The organism is Streptomyces sp. PsTaAH-137 (assembly GCF_003259365.1).
In the GTDB taxonomy this organism is placed as follows: domain Bacteria; phylum Actinomycetota; class Actinomycetes; order Streptomycetales; family Streptomycetaceae; genus Streptomyces.
Genome location: NZ_QLLY01000003.1, coordinates 541,472 through 563,681, shown reverse-complemented (window position 1 = coordinate 563,681; position 22,210 = coordinate 541,472). Strand labels below are relative to the sequence as shown.

The following is a 22,210-nucleotide window of genomic DNA, read 5'->3' as shown; positions in this document are numbered from 1 at the left end:
CCGGCACGGCTGCACTCTCAGGGGCGGGATACTGGAGTCATGCGGTTGACGGTCTTCTGGCAGCGGATGGCGGATCACTTCGGGTCCGGGTACGCCGACACCTTCGCGCGCGACCATGTGATGGCGGGTCTCGGCGGGCACACGGTCCACGAGGCGCTGGACGCCGGCTGGGACGCGAAGGACGTCTGGCAGGTGGTGTGCACCACGATGGACGTGCCTCAGGACAAGCGCTGAGCGGGCCCGATTCCCGGCGCGTGGCACAGATTGTCCGTGGTGTGGGTGAGACTGGGCAGCGTGGCAGCGACAGACGAGAACCTCCAGGTGAAGACCGACGCCGCACCGCCCGGCACGATGCCGCCCGAGCCGCCCTCGGGTCCGGTGTCCGCCGCGCGCGCGGGGATGCCGCGCTGGCTGCCGCGCGCCATGGTGCTCGCCCTGGCCCTCATCGCCTGTTTCCAGCTGGGCAGCTGGGCCTTCCACCAGGTCACAGGACTGCTGATCAACGTGTTGATCGCGTTCTTCCTGGCGCTCGCCATCGAGCCCGCGGTGAGCTGGATGGCGGCGCGCGGGCTGCGCCGCGGCCTCGCCACCGGGTTCGTCTTCCTCGGCGTGATGATCGCGACCGCCGGGTTCGTCTTCCTGCTCAGTTCGATGCTGGCCGGCCAGGTCGTCGACATGGTCGAGGACTTCCCGAAGTATCTCGACCAGCTCATCAGCTGGGTCAACACGACGTTCCACACGGACCTGAGCCGCGTCGAGGTCCAGGACAGCCTGCTGCACTCGGACTGGCTGCAGAAGTACGTGCAGAACAGTGCGACCGGTGTCCTCGATGTGTCCGGGCAGGTGCTCGGCGCGCTCTTCCAGCTGCTGACGATCACCCTGTTCTCGTTCTACTTCGCCGCGGACGGCCCGCGCCTGAGACGCGCGCTGTGCTCGGTGCTGCCGCCCGCCAAGCAGGCCGAGGTGGTGCGCGCGTGGGAGATCGCCGTCGACAAGACGGGCGGCTATCTGTACTCGCGCGGACTGATGGCGCTCATCTCCGGGATCGCGCACTACATCCTGCTGCAGGCGCTCGGAGTGCCGTACGCGCCCGTGCTCGCCGTGTGGGTCGGACTCGTCTCGCAGTTCATCCCGACGATCGGCACCTATCTGGCGGGCGCGCTGCCGATGCTGATCGCCTTCACGGTGGACCCCTGGTACGCGCTGTGGGTGCTCATCTTCGTGGTGGTCTACCAGCAGTTCGAGAACTACATGCTGCAGCCGAAGCTGACCGCGAAGACGGTGGACATCCACCCCGCCGTCGCCTTCGGATCGGTCATCGCGGGCACCGCGCTGCTCGGCGCCGTGGGGGCGCTCATCGCGATCCCCGCCGTCGCCACGCTGCAGGCGTTCCTCGGGGCGTACGTGAAGCGGTACGACGTGACGGACGACCCGCGCGTGCGGGGGCCGCGCAGGCGAGGCGGTGCGTCGCTCCTCGCGCGCATGCGGCGCGCCCTGAACGGGCCGAACCATCCGGACGCCGCGTCCGCTGCCGACTCCGAGGCGCGGGACTCCTCCGAGTCCCGGGACTCCGGGACCGAATAGCCGGCCTGAGGGCGGCCGGGCCGGGCGTCAGTACGTGACGGCGGCCCAGGCGCCCGCCGCGAGAACCGCCACCGTGTAGCAGGCCACCGCGCCGTACATGACCCGTTCCTTGGTGCGGTCCCGCCATGCCGTACGCGACATCAGCCAGGCCAGGGCCGGCAGGACGAGCACGGCGTGCAGGCTGACCCCGTGCAGCGGCTTGAGCGCGGCCGTCGAGTGGTACGCCGCCTCCTGATGTCCGCTCCTGGTCAGCACGACACCCCGCGCGATCATGGCCGCGCCCGAGGCGAGACCCACGAGGAGGACGGCGAAACCGGCGCGCACGGCGAGCGGCATCCCCGTGCACCCGCTCGGACGCGTGCGGAAGGAGAGCACGGCGAAGACCGTCAGGAGCACCAGCAGGACACCGCCGCCCACGGCGAGCGACAGGGAGACCGCCGTGTCGAAGCCGGTCTCCATGTCCAGGTGCGACGGCACCTTGCGCCACGCCTGGAGGGTGATGCCGCCGACCTCCAGGACACAGTCCGCGGCGAACACCACGAGCAGGATGCCGCGCAGCCGGGCGCCGACGCGCAGATACGACGTCACCCAGGTGAGGGCCATCAGCGTCAGGCCGAAGGAGAGCCCGAAGGTGACGGGCTTGCGCCAGGAGACGGGGCCGTCCCACGGGCCGCCGTCGACCGCGAACACCACGGCATGGACGAGCCCCGACACGACCAGGACGGCTCCGGTCGTGTGACAGAGCCGCTCGACCGGGGTGCTCCGGCGTTCCACGGGGCAGGGGTGGGAGAGGTCCATGAGGACAAGGCTCGTCGCGCGGGCCCGCACGGGCGTCCTCCGGCCGGAGTCACTCGGCGTACGCCCCGGGGAGTACCCGTGGCGGAGGGCCGGAGGTGTGGCGGAGACGGGGCAGGACTTGCTCCTGTGCCGCGTGGTGCGCTTGACACCAAAATCGAACATCCTTTCTTATGGAAGGTCCAGGGGCTCTTCGTGCCAGTAATCCCAAGGGATTCGGGGAGAGTCGCCGGGCGAAGAGCCTCGAGTTATCCACAGGCTGACGGGCGTCGAGGCCGATTGTCAGTGGCAGGCGTTAGCGTCTTTGACGTGAAGCGATCGACTCAAGCAAACCGGGTGGAACCCATGGCAGGAACCGACCGCGAGAAGGCGCTCGACGCCGCGCTCGCACAGATTGAACGGCAATTCGGCAAGGGCGCGGTCATGCGCATGGGCGAGCGGACGAACGAGCCCATCGAGGTCATCTCGACCGGCTCGACCGCGCTCGACGTGGCGCTGGGCGTCGGCGGCATCCCGCGCGGCCGCGTGGTGGAGATCTACGGCCCGGAGTCCTCCGGTAAGACGACCCTGACCCTGCACGCCGTCGCCAATGCCCAGAAGGCGGGCGGCGCGGTGGCCTTCGTGGACGCCGAGCACGCCCTCGACCCCGAGTACGCCAAGAAGCTCGGCGTCGACATCGACAACCTGATCCTGTCCCAGCCGGACAACGGCGAGCAGGCTCTGGAGATCGTCGACATGCTGGTCCGCTCCGGCGCCCTCGACCTGATCGTCATCGACTCCGTCGCCGCGCTCGTCCCGCGCGCGGAGATCGAGGGCGAGATGGGTGACTCGCACGTCGGTCTGCAGGCCCGACTGATGAGCCAGGCGCTCCGGAAGATCACCAGCGCGCTCAACCAGTCCAAGACCACCGCGATCTTCATCAACCAGCTCCGCGAGAAGATCGGCGTGATGTTCGGCTCGCCGGAGACCACGACCGGTGGCCGCGCGCTGAAGTTCTACGCCTCGGTGCGCATGGACATCCGCCGCATCGAGACCCTGAAGGACGGCACGGACGCGGTGGGCAACCGCACCCGCGTCAAGGTCGTCAAGAACAAGGTCGCGCCGCCCTTCAAGCAGGCCGAGTTCGACATCCTCTACGGGCAGGGCATCTCCCGCGAGGGCGGCCTGATCGACATGGGCGTGGAGCACGGCTTCGTCCGCAAGGCCGGCGCCTGGTACACGTACGAGGGCGACCAGCTCGGCCAGGGCAAGGAGAACGCCCGCAACTTCCTGAAGGACAACCCCGACCTGGCCAACGAGATCGAGCGGAAGATCAAGGAGAAGCTGGGCGTCGGCGTCAAGAAGGTGGAGGAGCCGGCCGTCGAGGCGGGCGAGGAAGCGGCGGCCGCCCCCGCCGCCGAGGACGCGAAGACCGTCCCCGCTCCCAAGGCCGCCAAGTCCAAGGCCGCGGCGGCCAAGAGCTAGTCCGTGACACGACGAACCGACTGGGCCGAGTACGACGCCCTCCCCACCGCCGATCGGGGGCGTGCGGGCGAGAGGGCGTACGACGATGCCGTGGACGGGGAGGCCGGTCACGACGTCGAAGCGGGGGACGGCGCGGTGGACGGGCCGCGCCGTGGTGGACGTTCGCGCGGCGGGGCCGGACCGCGCGGGCGGCGGCGCAGGCGCGGATTCGGGGATCCGTCCGGCGCCACGCAGGACGATGGTCCGCCCGACTCTCCTAGAGCCGAGCGGGGCGAGCCCTCGGGGGACCCGGCGGAGCGGGCGCGGAACATCTGCCTGCGGCTGCTCACCGGGACCCCGCGCACGCGCAAGCAGCTCGCCGACGCGCTGCGCAAGCGGGAGATCCCGGACGACGTGGCGGAGGAGGTGCTGTCCCGGTTCGAGGAGGTCGGACTGATCAACGACAGTGCCTTCGCCGACGCCTGGGTCGAGTCCCGGCACCACGGGCGGGGCCTGGCGCGCCGGGCGCTCGCGCGTGAGCTGCGCACCAAGGGAGTGGACTCCACTGTGATCGACGAAGCGGTGGGGCAGCTCGACTCCGAGCAGGAGGAGGAGACCGCGCGCGACCTCGTCGCCCGCAAGCTCCGCTCCACACGCGGCCTCGACCGTGACAAGAGGCTGCGCCGCCTCGCGGGGATGCTCGCCCGCAAGGGCTATCCCGAGGGCATGGCGCTTCGGGTGGTCCGGCAGGCGCTGGAGGAAGAGGGGGAGGACACCGAGGACTTGGGGTTCGCGGAGTAGCGAGTGGCGGAGGACCGAGCGGTGGACTGATCGGCGGGCGGGTGGGGTTTACCCCACCCCAAGACGCCTGGACGCCGCAGTGTGCGGGGCGTGGTGCGCGGGCCATCGTGGGCGCATGACCTTGAAGCTGCGCACGGTTCACCGGATGACGTCATGATGCTGCGCTACGCACTGCAGACCGTGCGCGACCGGAAGGGCGGGTTCCTGGGGGCCTTTCTCGCGCTGATGTGCGCCGCCGCCCTGGTCACCGCCTGCGGCACCCTGCTGGAGACGGGCCTGCGCGGCACCGTGCGCACCGAGCGCTACGGGGCCGCCCCGGTACTGGTCTCCGCCGACCAGTCCGTGCACCGGACGATCGTCAAGCACAAGAAGGGCAAGACGAAGGTCAAGCACAAGGCCAAGCCCATCGCCGAGCGGGCCTGGCTGTCACAGGACATCGTGCGGAAGGTGCGCGCCGTGCCCGGCGTGCGGCGGGCCGTGCCCGAACTGACCTTCCTCGCCGAGCCGTTGGCGTCGGGCGCCGCCGATCCCGACCGGCCCGCCTACGGACATGCCTGGAACTCCGCAGCCCTGACCCCCTACACACTGGCCGCGGGCACCGCACCCACATCCGGCGGGGACATCGTGGTGGACCGCGATCTCGCCGACCGCGCCCGTCTCACCGTCGGCGGTCGGCTCACGGTGCAGTCCACCCAGGATCCCCGTACGTACCGGGTGACAGGGATCGCCGAACCCGGTGCCGGCGCCACGGTCGCCCGCCAGACCTCGCTGTTCTTCTCCACCGCGGAGGCGGAGCGGCTCGCCGGGCATCCCGGGCAGGTGACGGCGATCGGCGTCCTGCCCGAACGGGGCCGGGACGTCGGTGAGTTGAAGCAGGCCGTCGCCGCGGCGCTCGACGGGACGACGGCGCAGGTCACCGCCGGGGACGCACGCGGACCCGTCGAGTTCCTGGACGCGGCCGGAGCGCGGGTCAAGCTCGTCAGCATGGGCGGGGCCATGGGCGGCACGTCCCTGCTCGTCGCCGTTCTCGTCGTCGTCGGCACCTTCGCCCTGTCCGTGCAGCAGCGCTACCGCGAACTGGCCCTGCTGCGCGCCATCGCCGCCACCCCGCGCCAGATCCGCAGACTCCTCGGATGCGAGGCGCTGGTCGTCGGCGCCGCGGCCGGGACCGTCGGCTCCCTCGCCGGGCTGCCGCTCGGCGGATGGCTGTACGGGCGCTTCGTCGAGCTCGGGTCCGTACCGCCCACTCTTGAGCGCACCGTGAGCTTCTTCCCGGTCGCCGCCGGGCTCGCCGCCACCCTGTTCGGCGCCTGGGCCGCCACCCGCGTCGCCGCCCGGCGCATCGGCCGGATCAGGCCCGCCGCCGCCCTCTCCGAAGCGAGCGCCGCGCCGGTGCGGCCCGCGCTGCTCAGGACCGTCGCCGGGCTCGTCGCCCTGGCCGGCGGCACCGTGCTCGTCGTCGTGCTGGCCGGGCTGCGCACCGAGGCCGCCTCGACCCCGGTGACGTTTCTGTCCGTCGTCGTGCTCGCGGTGGCCGTCTCCCTGCTCGGCCCGCTCCTGGTCCGGGCGACCGCCGCCGTCCTGGGGCGGCCGCTGCGCATGGTCGGTCCCGCGGCCCGGCTCGCCACGGCGAACCTGAAGGGGCACGCGGCGCGGATGGCCGCCGTCGTCACCCCGCTCACCCTCCTCGTCGGCATGACCTGCACCGTCCTGTTCGTCCAGCCCACCCTGGGGGACGCCGCCCGGGCCCAGGCGCGGGCAGGTGTCCGCGCCGACTCGGTGGTCACCGCGCAGGGCCCCGGTGTCCCGGCGGCGGCCGTGCGTGAGCTGCGCCGGGAGCGCGGGACCACCGCCACCGAGGTCGTCCGCTCCACCGTCCGGGTCGGCCTCGACAAGTACCCGGTGCAGGGCCTCACCACGGCCGGCCTCACCCGGACCTGGGACCCGGACGTCACCGCGGGATCGCTGAAGCGCTTCGGGGCGCGCTCGGTCGCCGTCAGTGAACTCGCCGCCGATCAGCAGCAGCTGAAGCCCGGCAGCACCCTGAAACTGACGCTCGGGGACGGCACGCCCGTCACCCTGACCGTCGCCGCCGTCTACGCGCGGGGTCTCGGCTTCGGCGATCTGACCCTCGCCCACGATCTGCTCTCGCGCCACGTCGACAATCCGCTCGCCTCCTCCGTGCTCGTCTCCACCAGCCGCTCACAGGAACAACTCACGGCCGCCCTGGATGAGTTCCCGGGCGTCCGCGTTCTCTCGCCGAGCGCTGCCGACGGGCTGCGGGCCGAGCGGCAGCAGGCCGACGCCGAGGTCAACATCATCGCGATGGCCCTGGTCCTCGCCTTCACCGCCATCGCCGTCGTCAACACGCTCGCGATGTCGGTGTCCGAGCGGATCCGCGAGTTCGCCCTGCTCCGGCTCGCCGGAGCGACGCGGCGCCAGGTGCTGCGCATGCTGCGGGTCGAGGCGCTGACCGTCGTCCTCATGGGAGTGGGCCTCGGCAGCGGGATCGCGGCCGCCGTCCTCAGCGCGTTCAGCCTCGGCATGACCGGCACGGCGGCCCCGGCCGTCCTGCCCCTGACGTACGTCACCGTGGTCGCGGCCGCCGCCGTCCTCGCGCTCACGGCGACGGCACTGCCGGGCCGGGCCGCCCTGCGGGTCCGGCCCGTGACCGTGGCGACGGCGAAGGAGTGACCCCGTCACCGTCGCCCCGGTCGAGGGGTGACCGGAGTCAGTGCGCGGACACCGGAAGCCCCGCCGCGCGCCACGCCTGGAACCCGCCCACCAGGTCCGTCGCCCGGTGCAGCCCCAACTGCCGCAAGGAGGCGGCCGCGAGGCTCGACGCGTAGCCCTCGTTGCAGACCACCACGACCCGCAGGTCGTGACCGGTCGCCTCGGGGGCGCGGTGGCTGCCCTGCGGATCGAGGCGCCACTCCAGCTCGTTGCGCTCGACCACGAGGGCCCCGGGAATCAGCCCGTCGCGCTCGCGCAGTGCCGCGTAGCGGATGTCGACGATCAGGGCCTCGCCCGCCGTCGCCGCCTTGTACGCCTCCGGCGCCTCGACCCGGTCGAGGCCGGACCGTACGCGTTCGAGCAGTTCGTCGATGCCCACCGGGCGGTCCGCGGCGCTCACTGCCAGTCCTCCGGGCGCTCCACCGACTCCAGGCGCAGCAGCGGGCCGGTGCGGCTGTAGCGCCGGATCTGCGGGAGCGGCGGGTAGTAGGCGTGCACCGAGACGGCGTGCTCGGTAGGTGACTCGTTCAGGACCTCGTGGACATGGTGGCGGCCGAAGCCGCGGCCCTGGCCCGTCCGCAACCGCCGCACCCTGTCGAAGCCCTCGGACAGCTCCAGGGTCTTCCAGCCGTCGGTGGGCAGCCGGGCGGCGAGCGAGTTCTCCGTCAGCGCGCCGGACGCGGTCAGGAAGGCGCCGACCGAGTTCGCGTGGTCGTGCCAGCCGGTGCCGGTTCCGGGCGGCCAGCCGATGAGCCACGCCTCGCTGCCGCCGGGGCCCTCAAGACGCACCCACGTACGGCCTTCGGGATCGAGCGGCAGGGAGGCGATGAGGTCCTGGTCCGCGGCGGTGCGGCGGACGAAGTCGAAGAGGTCGGCCTGAGTGGGCGCCGCGGCCGGGGACGCGGAGGCAGCGGGCGCAGAGGTGGGTAGAGACACGGAAACCGTCCTGGGGTTCGCGAAGACCGCGCGCCACCGCCCGGCGGACGGCCGGGGAGCGGTGGGGCGCGAAAAGGAAGAAGGCGAATTCAGCAGGACGGGCGACACACGCAGCCCGCATAGCGGACGAGGTCCATATGGACCCTCCGCCACAGGCGCACATTCGTGTCGATCGTCGTCACGTTCCGGAGTACACCATGGCGGTAGGGGCCGGTCAACTCTTGTTCAAGGGGCGCGCGAAGCTCACGAAGCGCCGCTCACCTCCGACGCGGCCCGCGCGGGCTCCTCCACGGCCGGCTCCGGGTCGCCGAGCGCCGTCCGCGCCGCTTCGTACAGCTCGGCCGGGCGCACTCCGCTCAGCGCCGTGACGAGGTGCCCGTCGGGCCGGATCAGCAGCACCGTGTGGGCGGGGGCGTCCGGGTAGCTCTCCGCGACGAGCAGTTCGGCCTCGTGCGGGAGCGCGGAGACCGCGGCCGCGAGCCGGGGCATGAGCCCCGCCGACATCCAGTGCTTGCGGTCCCACACGCCGGTGCCGGGCGCCACCAGGACCACGAGCAGAGGCCCCAGGCCGAACCGGTCGCGCAGACTGACGAACGAGCCGTCGGGCGCCGTCACCCGCACATCGGCGGCCGGGCCGCCGGGCGCCGTGCCCACGTCCACCTGCGACTCGGCGCGCGGCGGCGCGAGCGGCGAGTCGGCGTACGCCCCGGGCGCGCCCAGCGGGCCGTATCCCAGGTGACCGTCCGTGAGCAGCGCGTCATGGCCGCGGGCGGATCCGGGCACGTACGAACGCAGTCCGCCGCCGCCCCGCAGTATCGGCAGCGCCTGGTCGGCGGCGCGCAGCCGGCCCGCGACGGCGGCGCGGCGCTCCGTCTGGTAGCTGTCGAGGAGGGCGTCCGGGGTGGGGCGGCGACCGTCGTGCCAGGCCAGGGCCAGTTTCCAGGCGAGGTTGTCGGCGTCGCGCAGGCCCTCGTCGAGGCCCTGGGTGCCCAGTGCGCCGAGCAGATGCGCGGAGTCCCCGGCGAGGAAGGCGCGGCCCACGCGCCAGCGTCGGGCGAGGCGGTGGTGCACGGTGTGCACGCCCGTGTCCAGCAACTCGTACGGGGGTGTGGAGCCGCCGCACCAGCCCGCGAGGGTCTCCCGGATGCGGGTCACCAGTACGTCGGGCGTGACCAGGTCGCTGCGCGGCGGCAGCAGCCAGTCCAGGCGCCAGACGCCGTCGGCCAGTGGGCGGCCGACGACCTCCGCGCCGGAAGGACCCGACGTCCGCCACGGAGGGTTGCGATGGAGCAACGCCTGACCGGGCCAGGGAAGTTCCGTGCGCAGCGCGGCGACCGCGTGCCGTTCGACGGCCGTGCGGCCCGGGAAGCGGATGTCGAGGAGCTTGCGCACGGTCGACCGGGGGCCGTCGCAGCCGACCAGATAACTGCCCCGCCAGTAGGCCCCCTTGGGGCCGCGCGTGTGTGCCGTCAGCCCGTTCCTGTCCTCCTCGATCGAGTCGAGGCGGCTGTCGGTGGAGAGCTTGACCAGGCGTTCCCTGGCGACGGCGGCGCGCAGGGCGCCGGTCAGATCGTGCTGGGCGATGTGCAGCGGGGCGGGCAGCGCGTCGTCCTCACCGAACGTGAGGACCCGCATCTCCTGCTTGCGGCGCAGCGAGCGCCAGCCGGTCCAGCGGGAGCCGAGCGCGTCGAAGGAGGCACCGGACAGGCGCTCGGCGAGCGCGGCGGTGTCCTCGCGCAGGACGACCGTGCGGGCGGGGCGCGGCTCGTCCTTGCCGGGCCCCTCGTCGAGGACCACGGACGGTACGCCCTGGCGGGCCAGAGCCAGGGACAGCGTGAGACCCACCGGGCCCGCGCCGACGACGATCACCGGATCCACGGCGCGGCCCCTCCTGCCCCGTGCGGCGCCGCGCTGCACGGCGCGGGCGAAGTACTGAACTTACAGGAAGGGGCAGTTGGAGCGGGGTGCGCGTTCACAGAGCGTATGCAACCCATTGCCGGTGCTTGCGTCAAGTGACGGAGGCAGTGGCGAGTACGCCACTGCCTCCGTGATACCTCAACGGTCGATGAGGATCCGTCAGGTCAGTTGCCGGTGCCGCCGCCCGACGGCCCGCGCAGAGTCTGCTGGATCTCCGACATCTCCACGATGGGCTCGGCCGCCGGGGCCACCGCGATGCCCTTCGGGGTGCGCCGGCCGCGTCGCTCGATCCAGTTGGCGAGGCCGGACAGGGCCAGACACATCGCGATGTAGATCGCGCCGACGACGATGACCACCGCGGTGATCGGGTTCTCGCCGTTGACGATGATGTTGTTGGCCAGGGTGCGGGCGGCGAACAGCAGCTCGCTGTACGTGATGATGTAGCCGAGCGAGGTGTCCTTCAGGGTCACCACGAGCTGGCTGATCATCGTCGGCAGCATCGCGCGGACGGCCTGCGGCAGCAGCAGCATCGTCATCACCTGGGTCTTGCGCAGACCCAGTGCGTACGCCGCTTCCACCTGACCGCGCGGTACGGCGTTGATACCGGCCCGGATGACCTCGGCCTGGACACAGCCGTTGTAGACGGTCAGGCCGATGACCAGGGCCCAGAAGGCGGCGTTGTCGCCGACGGTCCCGAGGTTCTCTTTGTAGGTGAGGAAAAGCACCCACAAGGCGTAGATGGTGATCAGCAGCGGGATCGCGCGGAACAGCTCGATGAAGCCGGTGGCGACCCAGCTGACCGCCTTGTGCTCGGAGAGCCGGGCGACCGCGAGCAGCAGGCCGAGCACCAGGGAGAGCACTCCGGCGACGGCGAACACCTTCAGGGTGGTGAGCACACCGTCGCGGATGTTGGTGCGCACACCCGCGTTGTTGAAGATGTTCCAGACCTCGGGCTTCAGCTGGCCCGTCACGTTCATCCGGTAGAGCGTGAAACCGATCAGGCCGAGCACCGCGAGGGAACCGACGATCGTGTAGATCCGGTTGCGCACCCGGGCCTTGGGGCCGGGCGCGTCGTACAGGACGCTCGAACCACTCATCGTGCGACCCCCATGCGGCGCTCGAGCAGCCGGAACAGACCGCTGATGGCGAAGGTGATGATCAGGTAGCCGAGGGCCACCCAGACGAAGATCAGGCCGGCCGCGTAGCCCTTGTCGCTCAGCAGCTTCTGCACGCCGAAGAGCTCGGCGACGCTGAACGCGCCCGCGATGGCGGAGTTCTTGGTCAGCGCGATGAAGATCGAGCTGAGCGGCGGCAGTACGGTCCGCGTCGCCTGCGGCAGGATGATCATGCGCAGGGTCTGCGAGAAGGTCATCCCGATCGACCGGGCGGCCTCGGCCTGGCCCAGCGGCACGGTGTTGAAGCCCGACCGCACGGCTTCACAGACGAACGCCGACGTGTAGCAGCCCAGTGCGATGAGCGCCTTGGCCCACGGGCTGATGCTCAGCCCGAACAGCGGCGGGATGACGAACCAGATGATGAGGAAGAGCAGCGTCAGCGGGGTGTTGCGGAACAGCGTCACCCACGCGGTGCCGAACAGGCGCAGGGGAGGGACGGGGGAGACACGGAACCCGGCGATGAGAACGCCGAGCACCATCGCCAGAACCCCGCTGGCCAGGGTCAGCAGGACGGTGCCTATGAACCCCTCGCGGAACTCCGGGAGATAGTCGAGCAATACGTTCACGGGGATGTCCTCGTGGGCGGCGGCGGACGGGCGACTGGGGCCGCGCCACGGGCACACCGCGGGGGTGTGCCCGTGACCCGGACCTGCTCCTCAGTAACTGAGGAGGGTGATCAGTAGCGCTCGAGGGCCGGCGGCTCGGTGTACGCGGAGTTGGACAGGCCGAGCGTCGCGTCGTACGCCTTCTTGTAGTCGCCGTTCTTCTCGTGCGCCTCAAGGGCGTTGTTCACCGCGTCGCGCAGCGCCTTGTCGTCCTTGTTCATGCCGACGCCGTAGGGCTCCTCGGTGAAGGGCTTGCCCACGACGTGCAGCTTGGTCGGACGCTGGGCCGCGTACCCCTTGAGGATGGCGTCGTCGGTGGTGACGGCGTCGACCTCGTTGTTCAGCAGCTGCTGGACGCACTCGGAGTACTTGGACAGCTCGATGGTCTTCGCGCCGTACTTGGGCTTCTTGATCTCCTGCAGCGGGGTCGAGCCCTTGATGGAGCAGACCGTCTTGCCCTTGATCGAGTCGGTGCCGGTGATCTTCTTCTCGTCCGCCGTGCGGACCAGGAGGTCGGCGCCCGCCTTGAAGTACGGACCGGCGAAGCCGACCTGCTTCTTACGCTCGTCGTTGATCGTGTACGTGCCGACGTAGAGGTCGACCTCGCCCTTGGAGATGGTGGTCTCACGGACGTTCGAGTCGACCGTCTTGAACTCGAGCTGCGACGGCTTGAAACCGAGGTCGGCGGCGACCATCTTGGCGATCTCGATGTCGAAGCCGGACCGCTTGCCGTCGGTGTCCTCGAAGCCGAGGTACGGCTGGTCGTTCTTGGCGCCGATGACGAGCTTGCCGGCCTTCTGGGCCTTCTTCAGGGTCGCCGAGTCGATGCTGACGTTCGAGGCGACCTTGTAGGTGGGCAGCTTCGGCTGGTCCTTGCCGCCGGTGGAACCGGCCGGCTTGTCACCGGCGTTGCCGGACTCGCCGCCACAGGCCGTGGCGGTCAGGGCGAGGGCGGCGACCGTGGCGGCGATCGCGGCGGACTTGCGGAGCTTCATGGTGAACATCCTTCGTGTCGGCAGAATCGGCAGTCGGAAATCACAACACGCGCGCGCGGGACCTCACTTGAGGGCGCGTGTGCGGCGCGTGTTCAGTGGTGCAGGATCTTCGACAGGAAGTCCTTGGCCCGATCACTGCGCGGGTTGCTGAAGAACTGGTCGGGGACGGCCTCCTCGACGATGCGGCCGTCCGCCATGAAGACGACGCGGTTCGCCGCCGAGCGGGCGAAGCCCATCTCGTGCGTGACCACGACCATGGTCATGCCGTCCCGGGCGAGCTGCTGCATCACTTCGAGGACCTCGTTGATCATCTCCGGGTCGAGCGCCGATGTCGGCTCGTCGAAGAGCATCACCTTGGGGTCCATCGCCAGTGCCCGTGCGATGGCGACGCGCTGCTGCTGGCCGCCGGAGAGCTGCGCGGGGTACTTGTCCGCCTGCGCGCCGACGCCGACCCGGTCGAGGAGCGTGCGGGCCTTCTCCTCGGCCTGGCTCTTGGACACCTTGCGGACCTTGATCTGTCCCAGCGTCACGTTCTCCAGCACCGTCTTGTGCGCGAAGAGGTTGAAGGACTGGAAGACCATGCCCACGTCCGCGCGCAGCCTGGCCAGTTCCTTGCCCTCCTGGGGCAGCGGCTTGCCGTCGATCGAGATGGCGCCGGAGTCGATGGTCTCCAGCCGGTTGATCGTGCGGCACAACGTCGACTTGCCGGAACCCGACGGGCCGATGACGACCACGACCTCGCCTCGGGCGATGGTCAGGTCGATGTCCTGGAGCACGTGCAGCGAGCCGAAGTGCTTGTTGACTTCGCTCAGCGCGACCAGCGCGTCGCCCGCGGGGGGAGTGGCGTCCTTGGTCACCGAAACTTCGGTCATCGGGGTCTTGCTCCATCCTCCTCGGTTGGGAGGACAGTAGTAACCCCGTACGACCAGCGTCATTACATCTGAGGGGAAATTGAGCATAACGATCGGGCCGCAACCGGACACTATGTGTGAAGGGGGCGCGCCCCTGCGTACCGGGTGCATAACGGAACACGGACGTAACCAGAAGTCCCTTGACGCCGTCCTTATATATCGGCGTGGATGCCTTGAGCGTCGCGCGTAACGAAGTCGCGCGGCCGGACGGACGATGAACCTGAGGGGGCCGGAATGAGACTGCTGCTCGTCGAGGACGACGATCACGTGGCAGCGGCCCTGTCGGCGGTCCTGTCCCGGCACGGCTTCGAGGTGTGCCACGCGCGCAACGGCGAGGAGGCGCTCCAGGCCCTCGTCCCGGAGGCCGATGCCTTCGGGGTCGTCCTCCTCGACCTGGGCCTGCCGGACCAGGACGGGTACGAGGTGTGCGGCAAGATCCGCAAGCGGACGTCGACGCCCGTGATCATGGTGACCGCGCGCGCGGACGTGCGGTCCCGCATCCACGGCCTCAATCTCGGCGCGGACGACTATGTGGTGAAGCCCTACGACACCGGGGAGCTGCTCGCGCGCATCCATGCCGTCAGCCGGCGCAGCGTGCCGGAGGAGGCCGCCGTGGCCGTCGGCCACGAGGTGCGGTTCGGGGGCGTCGCCGTCGATCTGCCGACGCGGCAGGTGACGGTGGACGGGACGGTCGTCCAGCTCACCCGCAAGGAGTTCGACCTGCTGGCGCTGCTCGCGCAGCGGCCGGGTGTCGTCTTCCGCAGGGAACAGATCATCTCCGAGGTGTGGCAGACCAGTTGGGAGGGGACCGGGCGGACGCTCGAGGTGCACGTGGCGTCCCTGCGCTCCAAGCTGCGCATGCCCGCCCTCATCGAGACCGTGCGCGGCGTGGGCTACCGGCTCGTCGCCCCGGCCGCGTAGCGGACAGGATCCACCGGTGCGCGCACGGCTGCTTCCGCTGCTCATCGTCCTCATGGCGGGCGTGCTGCTCGCGCTCGGCTTCCCGCTCGCGGTGAGCTTGGCCTCCGCGCAGCAGCAGAAGGTCGTCGTGGACCGCATCGACGACACCGCCCGCTTCGCCTCCCTCGCCCAGTTCGTCACCACGCGCTCCGAGGGCAGCGGCGAGACCGAGACCGACGAGCGCCGGCAGACCCTCCAGAAGGAACTCGCCCGCTACTACGACGTCTACGGGATAAGGGCCGGCGTCTTCTACCGCGAACCCGACGTGCCTCCCATGGGGCGGGCGCCCGGCGCGTTCCGGGTTCCGGCCGACGGGCAGTTGCACGCCGCCTTCGAGGAGGCGTTGTACTCGCGCGGGAGCCACGATCCGCCTCAGGTGTGGCCGTGGCAGCGGGAGGGCCGCATCGTCGTCGCCTCGCCCGTGATCCGGGACGGCGATGTCGTCGCCGTCGTCGTCACGGACTCGCCCACCGCCACGATGCGGGCCAAGACGTTACGCGGCTGGGCGGTCATCGCACTCGGTGAGGTGGCCGCGATGCTGCTCGCCGTGGGGGCCGCGCTGCGCCTGACGGGCTGGGTCCTGCGGCCCGTACGCGTGCTCGACGCGACCACGCACGACATCGCCACCGGGCGGCTGAAGTCACGGGTCGCGGCCGCCGGCGGTCCGCCGGAACTCAGGCGCCTGGCCCGGTCGTTCAACGAGATGGCGGACAACGTCGAGGACGTGCTGGAGCAGCAGCGCGCCTTCGTCGCCGACGCCTCGCACCAGTTGCGCAATCCGCTCGCGGCGCTGCTGCTGCGCATCGAGGTGCTGTCCTACGAACTGCCGGAGGGGAACGAGGAGATCGCGTCCGTACAGGCCGAGGGCAAGCGGCTGGCCCGGGTCCTCGACGACCTGCTGGACCTGGCGCTCGCCGAGCACGCGGCCGCCGACCTCCAGCTGACCGACATCGGTGAACTCGCGGCCGAGCGCGTCGAGGCGTGGCGGCTGACCGCCGAGGACAAGGGGGTACGTCTCGTCGCGGACTGCCCGGCCGCGACCGGCTGGGCCGATCCGGTCGCCCTGTCGAGCGCCCTGGACGCCGTGGTCGACAACGCGCTGAAGTTCACCCCGCGGGGCGAGGAGGTCCGCGTCGTCGTCGCCGCGAACGGCAGCAGTACGGCCGTCGAGGTCGCCGACGGCGGCCCCGGCCTGCGCGAGGAGGAGCTGTCCCGCATCGGCGACCGGTTCTGGCGCAGCGGCCGGCACCAGAACATCAAGGGCTCGGGTCTCGGCCTGTCGATCTCCCGCGCCCTGCTGACGGCGGGCGGTGGCTCGATCGCGTACGCCCCGAACGAGCCGCACGGCCTGAAGGTGACGGTACGGGTGCCGCGGGCGCGGCCGGGAAGTGGCTCGGCCGGTGGGTGAGCGCGGAGCCGCGGGCTCCGGCGGGCCCGGCTGCCGTCAGGGCTTCACCGAGCGGTAGTAGCGGCGCGCGCCCTCGTGCAGGGCGAGCGGGTCCGTGTAGACGGCCGTGCGCAGGTCCACGAGCTGCGCGGCGTGCACCGTGTTGCCGATCGAGTCGCGGCTGTCGATGACCGTGCGGGTCACGGCCTCGGTCAGCTTCGGGTCCGTGCGGTCCGTCGTGATCAGGAGGTTCGCCACCGCCAGGGTGTTGACGGCCTGGCCCTGCTGGGCGTCCGGGTAGGTGTCGGCGGGCATCACGGCGGCGCGGTAGTAGCGGGCCGACGGATCGCTCATCTTGCGCAGGCGGTCGAGCAGGCTGCCCATCTCGACCAGGCGGATCGGGAAGTCCTCGGAGAGGGTCTTCACGTTGTTGGTGGGCAGGCCGCCCGACCAGAAGAAGGCGTCTATCTTCCCGGACTTCAGGGCGTCGGCCATGGTGCCGATGCCGAGGTCGACCGGCACGATGTCCTTGTCGATGTCCAGGTCAGCCGCTGCCAGCACCTTCTCGGCGATCAGGCGCACCCCGGAGCCGGGGGTGCCCACGGCGACCCTCTTGTCGCGCAGGTCGGCCACCTTCTTCACGCTGGAACCCGCGGGCACGACGAGCTGCATGTAGTCGTCGTAGAGGCGGGCGCAGCCGCGCAGCCGGTCCGCGCCGGACCGGTCCTCCTCCTGGTACTTGGCGACGGCGTCCGCAGCGGCGATGGTGAAGTCCGCCTTGCCGGTGGCGACCCGTGTGACGTTGTCCCACGAGCCCTCGCTCTCGTCGAGCCGCACGTCGAGCCGGGGCAGATCGTCGGCCAGCGCCTCGTCGAGGAGGTTGCCGTAGCGCACGTACACGCCGTTCCGTGTGCCCGTGCTGAACCTGATCTCGCCGGACGGCGATGCCGGGCCCAGCGGCAGCAGCCACCACAGCAGCAGCCCGAACGCCACGAGCGCCGCCGCGGAGCCGGTGAGGGCGCGGCGGCGGGTCAGCGGGAACGGTCGGAGGGGGGCCTGCGGCATGTCGCGATCCTGCCAGGTGGGGGCGGGGCTGACCAGGGGCGAAGTGTCCGCAGGCGGTCACACTCCGTGAGGGACGCGGCACCCGGCGGCGAGCGGGGTGCGGTCAGTCCTCGCCCATCTGGTCCTCGGCCGACAGGTGTTCCACGGTGCGGCCGGTCTCGGTGAACGTACGGGTCACATGGCCGGAGCTGTACACCCACAGGATGCGCAGCGGGGTGTCACCGACGTTGCGGAAGAGGTGGGGGACCGGCGACGGGACGTACGTGGTGTCGTGCCGCTCCAGCTTCGTGACCTCGCCGTCGACCACCACCTCGGCCTCGCCGTCGAGGATCGTGACGTGCTCGTCGCAGTTGTGCGAGTGCAGCGGGGCGCCCGAACCGACCGGATAGACGCTGATCCCGCTGGTGATCCGGTTCTCGCCGGCCGCGGACGCGGTGGTGATCAGCGGAGTGGTCACGACGGCGCCGCCGCGGTCGAGGAGGGGGACGGCTGCGGCCTTGATGATCGTCGTCATCCGGCGGTCCTTTCACAGGGTGCGCGAGTGCCCGGGCCAGGGCGTGTGTCGACCGAGGTTAGAAGCCGTTCCCGGCTCGCGGATGCCGTCCGGCGTGCAGCTTTACCTTGCATTCCCGGAGGGGTGGTGGGGCCCTTTTCCGGGGGTACGGTCGGCCACCGTCGCACGGCGGACCAGGACCGTGCACCGGATGTGAAGGCGGTTCCCGGCCATGAGGCTCCCCGTACTCGACGAAGAGGACATGACCCCGCGCCAGCGGGAACTGGCCGCGCGGATCGCCGGCAAGCGGGGTGCCGTGCGCGGTCCGTTCCGCGTCTGGCTGCACAGCCCCGAGATGGCCGAACGGGCCGACTCGCTCGGCGCGTTCGCCCGGTTCGACTGCTCCCTGCCCCAGCGGCTGCGGGAGCTCGCGCTGCTGATGGCCGCCCGCAACTGGGACGCCCAGTACTCCTGGAACGCCCACGTCCACCAGGCCGTCGAGGCGGGTGTCAGCGAGGCCAACATCAAGGCCATCGCCGAGCGGCGGGACGCAGACGTGGTCTTCGACGACCCCGCCGACCAGGCCTTCTTCCGGTTCGCGCACGAGGTGCTCGACGAACACTTCGTCTCCGACGAGACCTTCGCCGCCGCGCTGAAGCACTTCGGGCCGCAGGGACTGGTCGACACCGTCGGCGCGCTCGGCAACTTCACCATGCTCGGCATGTGCCTCAACACCTTCCAGGTGGACCTGCAGGCCGACAAGGAGCCCCCGTTCCCGGACATCCGCGGGTACGGCCGGGTGAACCCCGCGTGAGCGGGCCCGTCGTCCGGGTCCGCGGCGTCACCAAGACCTTCGGCGGCGCGGCGGCCCTGCGCGACGTCGACCTCGATCTGCACCCCGGCGAGGTGCACGCCCTGATGGGTATGAACGGCGCGGGCAAGTCCACGCTCGTACAGATCCTCTCCGGCGTGCACCAGGCCGACCGGGGCACCGTCGAGGTCGACGGACACGCCCAGCCCGGCCTGACCGTGCGCCGCGCCCGCCGGCTCGGCATCGCCTCCGTGCCCCAGCGCCGCGAACTGGCCGCGGGACTCACCGTCGCCGAGAACATCATGCTCGGCGACCTGCCCCGCAGACACGGTGTCGTCACCTGGAGTGCCGTCAACTCCGAGGCTGAGCAAGCCCTTTCCGGCCTCGGCATCGACATCGACGTACGCAGGGCAGCCGGTGAGCTGACCGTCGCCGAACAGACCATGGTCGAGGTCGCGCGCGAGGTGCGGCGCGGCGGGCGGGTGCTCGTCCTGGACGAGCCGACCGCCTGCCTGAGCGCCGAAGCGGCCGCGCAGATTCGGGGGCTGGTGCGTCGGCTGCGCGACGACGGGGTCGCCGTCGTCTACATCTCGCACTACATCGACGAGGTCATGGGCATCGCCGACCGGATCACCGTGCTGCGCGACGGCGGTGTCGTGCGCAGTGCGCCGGCCGCCGAGTTCGACGCGGCCTCGCTGGTGCGCGGGATGGTCGGGCGGGACGTCGTCTCGGCGCGGCCCGAACGGCCCGCGCCGACGGACGAACCCGGGATCTCCGTGCGCGCGCTGAGCCACGGGCGCGCCATCCGCGGCTTCTCCGTGGACGTCCGCAGGGGCGAGGTCGTCGCGGTCCTCGGTCCGGCCGGGGACGCCCAGTCCAGCCTCTTCGACCTGCTGTCCGGCCGGGTAGCGCCCGACGCGGGGCAACTGAGCGTCGGCGGCGTCGAGGTGCCGTTCGGCAAGGTGTCCGCCTCCCTCGCGGGCGGGCTGCGCTGCGTCACCGGGGACCGGCGCACGCTCGGGCTCGTCCCCGAACTGTCCGTCGACGAGAACCTGATGCTGGCCCAGGACCGGCTGGAGCGGCGCAGTTGGCACCGCGGGCGCGATCTCGCCCGGCGGGCCGCGCCGCTGCGCCGCCGCTACGGAGTCGTCGCCCTCGCCGGGAACCCGGCCGTCGGCACCCTGTCCGGCGGCAACCAGCAGAAGGTGCTGCTCGCCAAATGGCTGCAGACCGCGCCGGTCGCCTGCTTCCTGGAGGACCCGACCAACGGCGTGGACATCGCGGCGATGGCGGAGATCCACGCCCTGGTCGACGAACTGGCCGGGCGGGGGGTCGCCGTGCTGCTCGCGTCGTCGTCCGCCGAGGAGGTCGTGCGGCTCGCCGACCGGGTCGTCGTGGTCAGCGCCGGGCGCGTCGTCGCTCAGCGGTCCGTCGCCGAGGTCAGCCAGGACGGGCTGGTTTCGCTGGCCGTGGGGGGTGGGGGCTCATGAAGGGTGCGCGTGGGTGGGGGCCGAGGTCGTGGGGGTCGCCCCCTCCTCCCCTTCCCGTCCCGAAAACGGGGGCTGCGCCCCCGGACCCCCCGGCTGCCGCCTCGGTCGTGGTTGCTCGCGCCGTTCCCCGCGCCCCTGACGGGGCGCCCTTCCGGAAGGTCTCTGTTGTGAGTGTCAAGGTTGTGAGTGTCAGGGCGCCGATGGCGCTCCGCCTTCCCCACGCCGGGCTCATCGCCGTACTCGTCGTCGTCATCGTGTTCACCGCGCTGCGCGCCGACTCGTTCACCACCTCGCAGAACCTGCTCAACGTCCTGCGGCAGATCAGCGTCAACGCCGTCATCGCCGGCGGGCTCACCCTGCTGATGACCGCGGGCGGCATGGACTTCTCCATGGGGTCGAACGCCGCCGTCACCACGGCGGTCGCCGCCCAGATGCTCTCCGGCGGGCATTCCACCGCGGTGACCGTGGTCGTCGCGCTGCTCCTCGCCGCGGTCGTCGGGCTGGTCAACGGGCTCGTCGTCACGTTCACGAACGTCGCCCCGTTCGTCGCCACCCTCGCCACCGCCATGCTGCTCGACGGTGTCGCGCTGCTCGTGCTCAACGGCATGAGCGTCACCATCGGCGACAAGATGCAGGCCCTCGGCAACTCCACGGTGGCCGGCGTGCCCTGGCTGCTCGTCGTGGCCGCGCTCGTGCTGGTCCTCATCGGGCTCGTCATGCGGTTCACGACCTTCGGCCGCGACGCGTTCGCGATGGGCGGCAACGAACACGTCGCCCGGCTCAGCGGCATCAACGTCCCCGCCCGCAAGCTGGCGCTGTACGCGCTGGCCGGGGCGCTCGCCGGGCTCGCCGGACTGATGCTGCTCTCCCGGCTCGGCGCCAGCGCGCCCAACACCGCGGGGCTCCAGACCCAGCTGACGGCCGTCGCGGCCGTGGTCATCGGCGGAACGTCGCTCGCGGGCGGGCGCGGAACCGTCGCCGGCACCGCGCTCGGCGTGGTCCTGCTCGGCGTCGTCGCCAACGCCCTCAATCTGCTCCAGGTCAACAGCAACTACCAACTCGTCGTCACCGGAGCCGTGTTGCTCGTCGCCGCGGTCATCAACGGTTTCCAGAGGAAAGGCAGTACGCCATGACGTCCACCGCCCCCCGCTCCCGCAGAGCCCTCGCGGCCTCGCTCGCCGGTGTCACCGCGCTGGTGCTCGCGGGCTGCGCGCAAGACGCCGACACCAGTGCCGACAGCGGGGGTTCGAAGAAGGGCTCCGTCTCGCTCGGCTTCGTCAACGGCGCCAACACGCACTTCCACACCTGTCTGCAGAAGGCCGTCGAGCAGACCGCGAAGAAGGAGGACGCCAAGGTCTACACGGCCAACTCCAAGCAGGACGCCGGGACCGAGCTGTCCAACATCGAGGACATGATCTCCCGGAACGTGGACGCGCTGATCGTGCAGACGGTCAACGTCGACGCCCTCGACGGGGACATCGCCAAGGCCAAGGCGGCCGGCATCCCGATCTATCTGACGTCCGTCTCGACCGACAAGATCTCCGACATCCTCGGCGCGGCCGTCGTGGACCTCACCGAGGTCGGGCAGATGGACGCCGACTGGATCGCCAAGGACGCGGGCTCGAAGAGCGTCAAGGTCGGCGTCGTCGCCGGGGCCCCGGGCGCCGCCTCCGACCTGCTCGTCGGCGGCTTCACCAAGCGGCTGCCGGCCACGGCGAAGGTCGTCGCCAACCAGCCCGGCATGTTCAACCCGGCCAAGGCCCAGGACGTCGCCGAGAACATGATCCAGGCCCACCCGGACCTCGACTACGCCTTCGTCGCCAACGAGGAGATGGCCTTCGCCGTCCGGAAGGCGTTCGACGCGGCCGGTGCGAAGAACGTCAAGATCGTCTCGGTGAACGGCTCCGAGGACGGGATCGCCGCGATCAAGGACGGCCGGCTCCAGGCGACCGTCTCCAACTCGGCCCTCACCATCGGGCAGACCGCGGTGAAGCAAAGCGTCGACCTTCTTGCTGACAAGAAGGTTGACAAAGTAAGTAAGGTTCCACTTACTTTGATCACGCGGGACACCGTGGACCAGGCGCCTCAGTACTGCCCCGAGTAAAGCGC

General features: G+C 71.0%; 22 protein-coding genes. 11 read left to right on the top strand and 11 right to left on the bottom strand.

The genetic code is table 11. From position 1 onward, the window contains the following. The first annotated feature begins 39 nt into the window (after nt 1-39). Together K377_RS08850 and K377_RS08845 are read left to right on the top strand one after the other, a co-directional pair. Complete coding sequence (locus tag K377_RS08850; protein ID WP_111662624.1) at nt 40-234, top strand: DUF3046 domain-containing protein; 195 nt, start codon at nt 40-42, stop codon at nt 232-234. Between the two features lie 60 nt (nt 235-294). Next, complete coding sequence (locus tag K377_RS08845; protein ID WP_258394999.1) at nt 295-1,584, top strand: AI-2E family transporter; 1,290 nt, start codon at nt 295-297, stop codon at nt 1,582-1,584. A 27-nt stretch (nt 1,585-1,611) separates the two neighbouring features. On the opposite strand, the gene K377_RS08840 is transcribed toward K377_RS08845, so the two are convergent. After that, on the bottom strand, nt 1,612-2,382 hold the full coding sequence (locus tag K377_RS08840) for a hypothetical protein (RefSeq protein WP_111662623.1): 771 nt from the start codon (nt 2,380-2,382) through the stop codon (nt 1,612-1,614). A 342-nt stretch (nt 2,383-2,724) separates the two neighbouring features. Here K377_RS08840 and recA point away from each other — a divergent pair, with 342 nt between their 5' ends. From recA to K377_RS08825, 3 genes are all read left to right on the top strand, one after another. After that, nucleotides 2,725-3,843 (top strand): recombinase RecA, encoded by a 1,119-nt coding sequence (recA, locus tag K377_RS08835; protein WP_111662622.1) that lies wholly within the window; start codon nt 2,725-2,727, stop codon nt 3,841-3,843. A 3-nt stretch (nt 3,844-3,846) separates the two neighbouring features. Further along, nucleotides 3,847-4,623 carry a recombination regulator RecX gene (recX, locus tag K377_RS08830; protein ID WP_111662621.1) on the top strand — a complete coding sequence of 259 codons (777 nt, stop codon included), beginning with the start codon at nt 3,847-3,849 and terminating at the stop codon, nt 4,621-4,623. A gap of 153 nt (nt 4,624-4,776) precedes the next feature. Then, nucleotides 4,777-7,317, top strand: coding sequence for an FtsX-like permease family protein (locus K377_RS08825; RefSeq protein WP_111662620.1), 2,541 nt, complete (start codon nt 4,777-4,779; stop codon nt 7,315-7,317). Nucleotides 7,318-7,354: 37 nt separating this feature from the next. Here the strand turns inward: K377_RS08825 and K377_RS08820 are convergent, their stop codons facing one another. The 8 genes from K377_RS08820 to K377_RS08790 all read right to left on the bottom strand — a co-directional run bounded on the left by K377_RS08820 (nt 7,355) and on the right by K377_RS08790 (nt 13,856). After that, a complete protein-coding gene (locus K377_RS08820; RefSeq protein ID WP_181512507.1) occupies nt 7,355-7,756 on the bottom strand; it encodes a rhodanese-like domain-containing protein in 402 nt (133 codons plus the stop codon). Next, complete coding sequence (locus tag K377_RS08815) at nt 7,753-8,292, bottom strand: cysteine dioxygenase (RefSeq protein ID WP_111662619.1); 540 nt, start codon at nt 8,290-8,292, stop codon at nt 7,753-7,755. Before K377_RS08815 ends, K377_RS08820 begins: the two co-directional genes overlap by 4 nt. Before the next feature lie 89 nt (nt 8,293-8,381). After that, complete coding sequence (locus K377_RS42825) at nt 8,382-8,453, bottom strand: putative leader peptide (protein ID WP_309544753.1); 72 nt, start codon at nt 8,451-8,453, stop codon at nt 8,382-8,384. A gap of 82 nt (nt 8,454-8,535) precedes the next feature. Next, complete coding sequence (locus K377_RS08810; RefSeq protein ID WP_111662618.1) at nt 8,536-10,170, bottom strand: FAD-dependent monooxygenase; 1,635 nt, start codon at nt 10,168-10,170, stop codon at nt 8,536-8,538. Nucleotides 10,171-10,373: 203 nt separating this feature from the next. Continuing rightward, on the bottom strand, nt 10,374-11,306 hold the full coding sequence (locus tag K377_RS08805) for an amino acid ABC transporter permease (protein ID WP_111662617.1): 933 nt from the start codon (nt 11,304-11,306) through the stop codon (nt 10,374-10,376). After that, a complete protein-coding gene (locus K377_RS08800; RefSeq protein WP_111662616.1) occupies nt 11,303-11,950 on the bottom strand; it encodes an amino acid ABC transporter permease in 648 nt (215 codons plus the stop codon). Before K377_RS08800 ends, K377_RS08805 begins: the two co-directional genes overlap by 4 nt. Nucleotides 11,951-12,060: 110 nt before the next feature. Further along, nucleotides 12,061-12,984, bottom strand: coding sequence for a glutamate ABC transporter substrate-binding protein (locus tag K377_RS08795; protein WP_111662692.1), 924 nt, complete (start codon nt 12,982-12,984; stop codon nt 12,061-12,063). Between the two features lie 92 nt (nt 12,985-13,076). Continuing rightward, on the bottom strand, nt 13,077-13,856 hold the full coding sequence (locus K377_RS08790; protein WP_111662615.1) for an amino acid ABC transporter ATP-binding protein: 780 nt from the start codon (nt 13,854-13,856) through the stop codon (nt 13,077-13,079). Nucleotides 13,857-14,129: 273 nt separating this feature from the next. Between K377_RS08790 and K377_RS08785 the strand changes: the two genes are divergently transcribed. Together K377_RS08785 and K377_RS08780 are read left to right on the top strand one after the other, a co-directional pair. Next, nucleotides 14,130-14,816 carry a response regulator transcription factor gene (locus K377_RS08785; protein WP_111662614.1) on the top strand — a complete coding sequence of 229 codons (687 nt, stop codon included), beginning with the start codon at nt 14,130-14,132 and terminating at the stop codon, nt 14,814-14,816. A 16-nt stretch (nt 14,817-14,832) separates the two neighbouring features. After that, on the top strand, nt 14,833-16,263 hold the full coding sequence (locus tag K377_RS08780) for a HAMP domain-containing sensor histidine kinase (RefSeq protein WP_111662613.1): 1,431 nt from the start codon (nt 14,833-14,835) through the stop codon (nt 16,261-16,263). 36 nt (nt 16,264-16,299) lie between these two features. Here K377_RS08780 and K377_RS08775 read toward each other — a convergent pair whose 3' ends face one another. Together K377_RS08775 and K377_RS08770 are read right to left on the bottom strand one after the other, a co-directional pair. After that, a complete protein-coding gene (locus K377_RS08775; RefSeq protein WP_111662612.1) occupies nt 16,300-17,307 on the bottom strand; it encodes a TAXI family TRAP transporter solute-binding subunit in 1,008 nt (335 codons plus the stop codon). Nucleotides 17,308-17,410: 103 nt separating this feature from the next. Continuing rightward, nucleotides 17,411-17,821 (bottom strand): cupin domain-containing protein, encoded by a 411-nt coding sequence (locus tag K377_RS08770; RefSeq protein ID WP_111662611.1) that lies wholly within the window; start codon nt 17,819-17,821, stop codon nt 17,411-17,413. 211 nt (nt 17,822-18,032) lie between these two features. On the opposite strand from K377_RS08770, the gene K377_RS08765 reads away from it, so the two are divergent. From K377_RS08765 to K377_RS08750, 4 genes are all read left to right on the top strand, one after another. Continuing rightward, nucleotides 18,033-18,614: a carboxymuconolactone decarboxylase family protein gene (locus K377_RS08765; protein ID WP_237551820.1), complete on the top strand. Its 582-nt coding sequence runs from the start codon at nt 18,033-18,035 to the stop codon at nt 18,612-18,614. Then, the gene (locus tag K377_RS08760; protein ID WP_111662610.1) at nt 18,611-20,101 is read left to right on the top strand and encodes a sugar ABC transporter ATP-binding protein; all 1,491 of its coding nucleotides are present in this window, start codon (nt 18,611-18,613) and stop codon (nt 20,099-20,101) included. The genes K377_RS08765 and K377_RS08760 overlap by 4 nt, the downstream gene beginning before the upstream one ends. Before the next feature lie 167 nt (nt 20,102-20,268). Then, nucleotides 20,269-21,234 (top strand): ABC transporter permease, encoded by a 966-nt coding sequence (locus tag K377_RS08755; protein WP_258394998.1) that lies wholly within the window; start codon nt 20,269-20,271, stop codon nt 21,232-21,234. After that, nucleotides 21,231-22,205: a sugar ABC transporter substrate-binding protein gene (locus K377_RS08750; protein WP_111662608.1), complete on the top strand. Its 975-nt coding sequence runs from the start codon at nt 21,231-21,233 to the stop codon at nt 22,203-22,205. Before K377_RS08755 ends, K377_RS08750 begins: the two co-directional genes overlap by 4 nt. The last annotated feature ends 5 nt before the right edge of the window (nt 22,206-22,210 follow it).

Coding starts and splice junctions, on each gene's coding strand:
- K377_RS08850 (WP_111662624.1), top strand. CDS start 40: ATGCGGTTGACGGTCTTCTGGCAGCGGATGGCGGATCACTTCGGGTCC.
- K377_RS08840 (WP_111662623.1), bottom strand. CDS start 2,382: ATGGACCTCTCCCACCCCTGCCCCGTGGAACGCCGGAGCACCCCGGTC.
- recA (WP_111662622.1), top strand. CDS start 2,725: ATGGCAGGAACCGACCGCGAGAAGGCGCTCGACGCCGCGCTCGCACAG.
- K377_RS08825 (WP_111662620.1), top strand. CDS start 4,777: ATGATGCTGCGCTACGCACTGCAGACCGTGCGCGACCGGAAGGGCGGG.
- K377_RS08805 (WP_111662617.1), bottom strand. CDS start 11,306: ATGAGTGGTTCGAGCGTCCTGTACGACGCGCCCGGCCCCAAGGCCCGG.
- K377_RS08795 (WP_111662692.1), bottom strand. CDS start 12,984: ATGAAGCTCCGCAAGTCCGCCGCGATCGCCGCCACGGTCGCCGCCCTC.
- K377_RS08790 (WP_111662615.1), bottom strand. CDS start 13,856: ATGACCGAAGTTTCGGTGACCAAGGACGCCACTCCCCCCGCGGGCGAC.
- K377_RS08785 (WP_111662614.1), top strand. CDS start 14,130: ATGAGACTGCTGCTCGTCGAGGACGACGATCACGTGGCAGCGGCCCTG.
- K377_RS08775 (WP_111662612.1), bottom strand. CDS start 17,307: ATGCCGCAGGCCCCCCTCCGACCGTTCCCGCTGACCCGCCGCCGCGCC.
- K377_RS08770 (WP_111662611.1), bottom strand. CDS start 17,821: ATGACGACGATCATCAAGGCCGCAGCCGTCCCCCTCCTCGACCGCGGC.
- K377_RS08765 (WP_237551820.1), top strand. CDS start 18,033: ATGAGGCTCCCCGTACTCGACGAAGAGGACATGACCCCGCGCCAGCGG.
- K377_RS08750 (WP_111662608.1), top strand. CDS start 21,231: ATGACGTCCACCGCCCCCCGCTCCCGCAGAGCCCTCGCGGCCTCGCTC.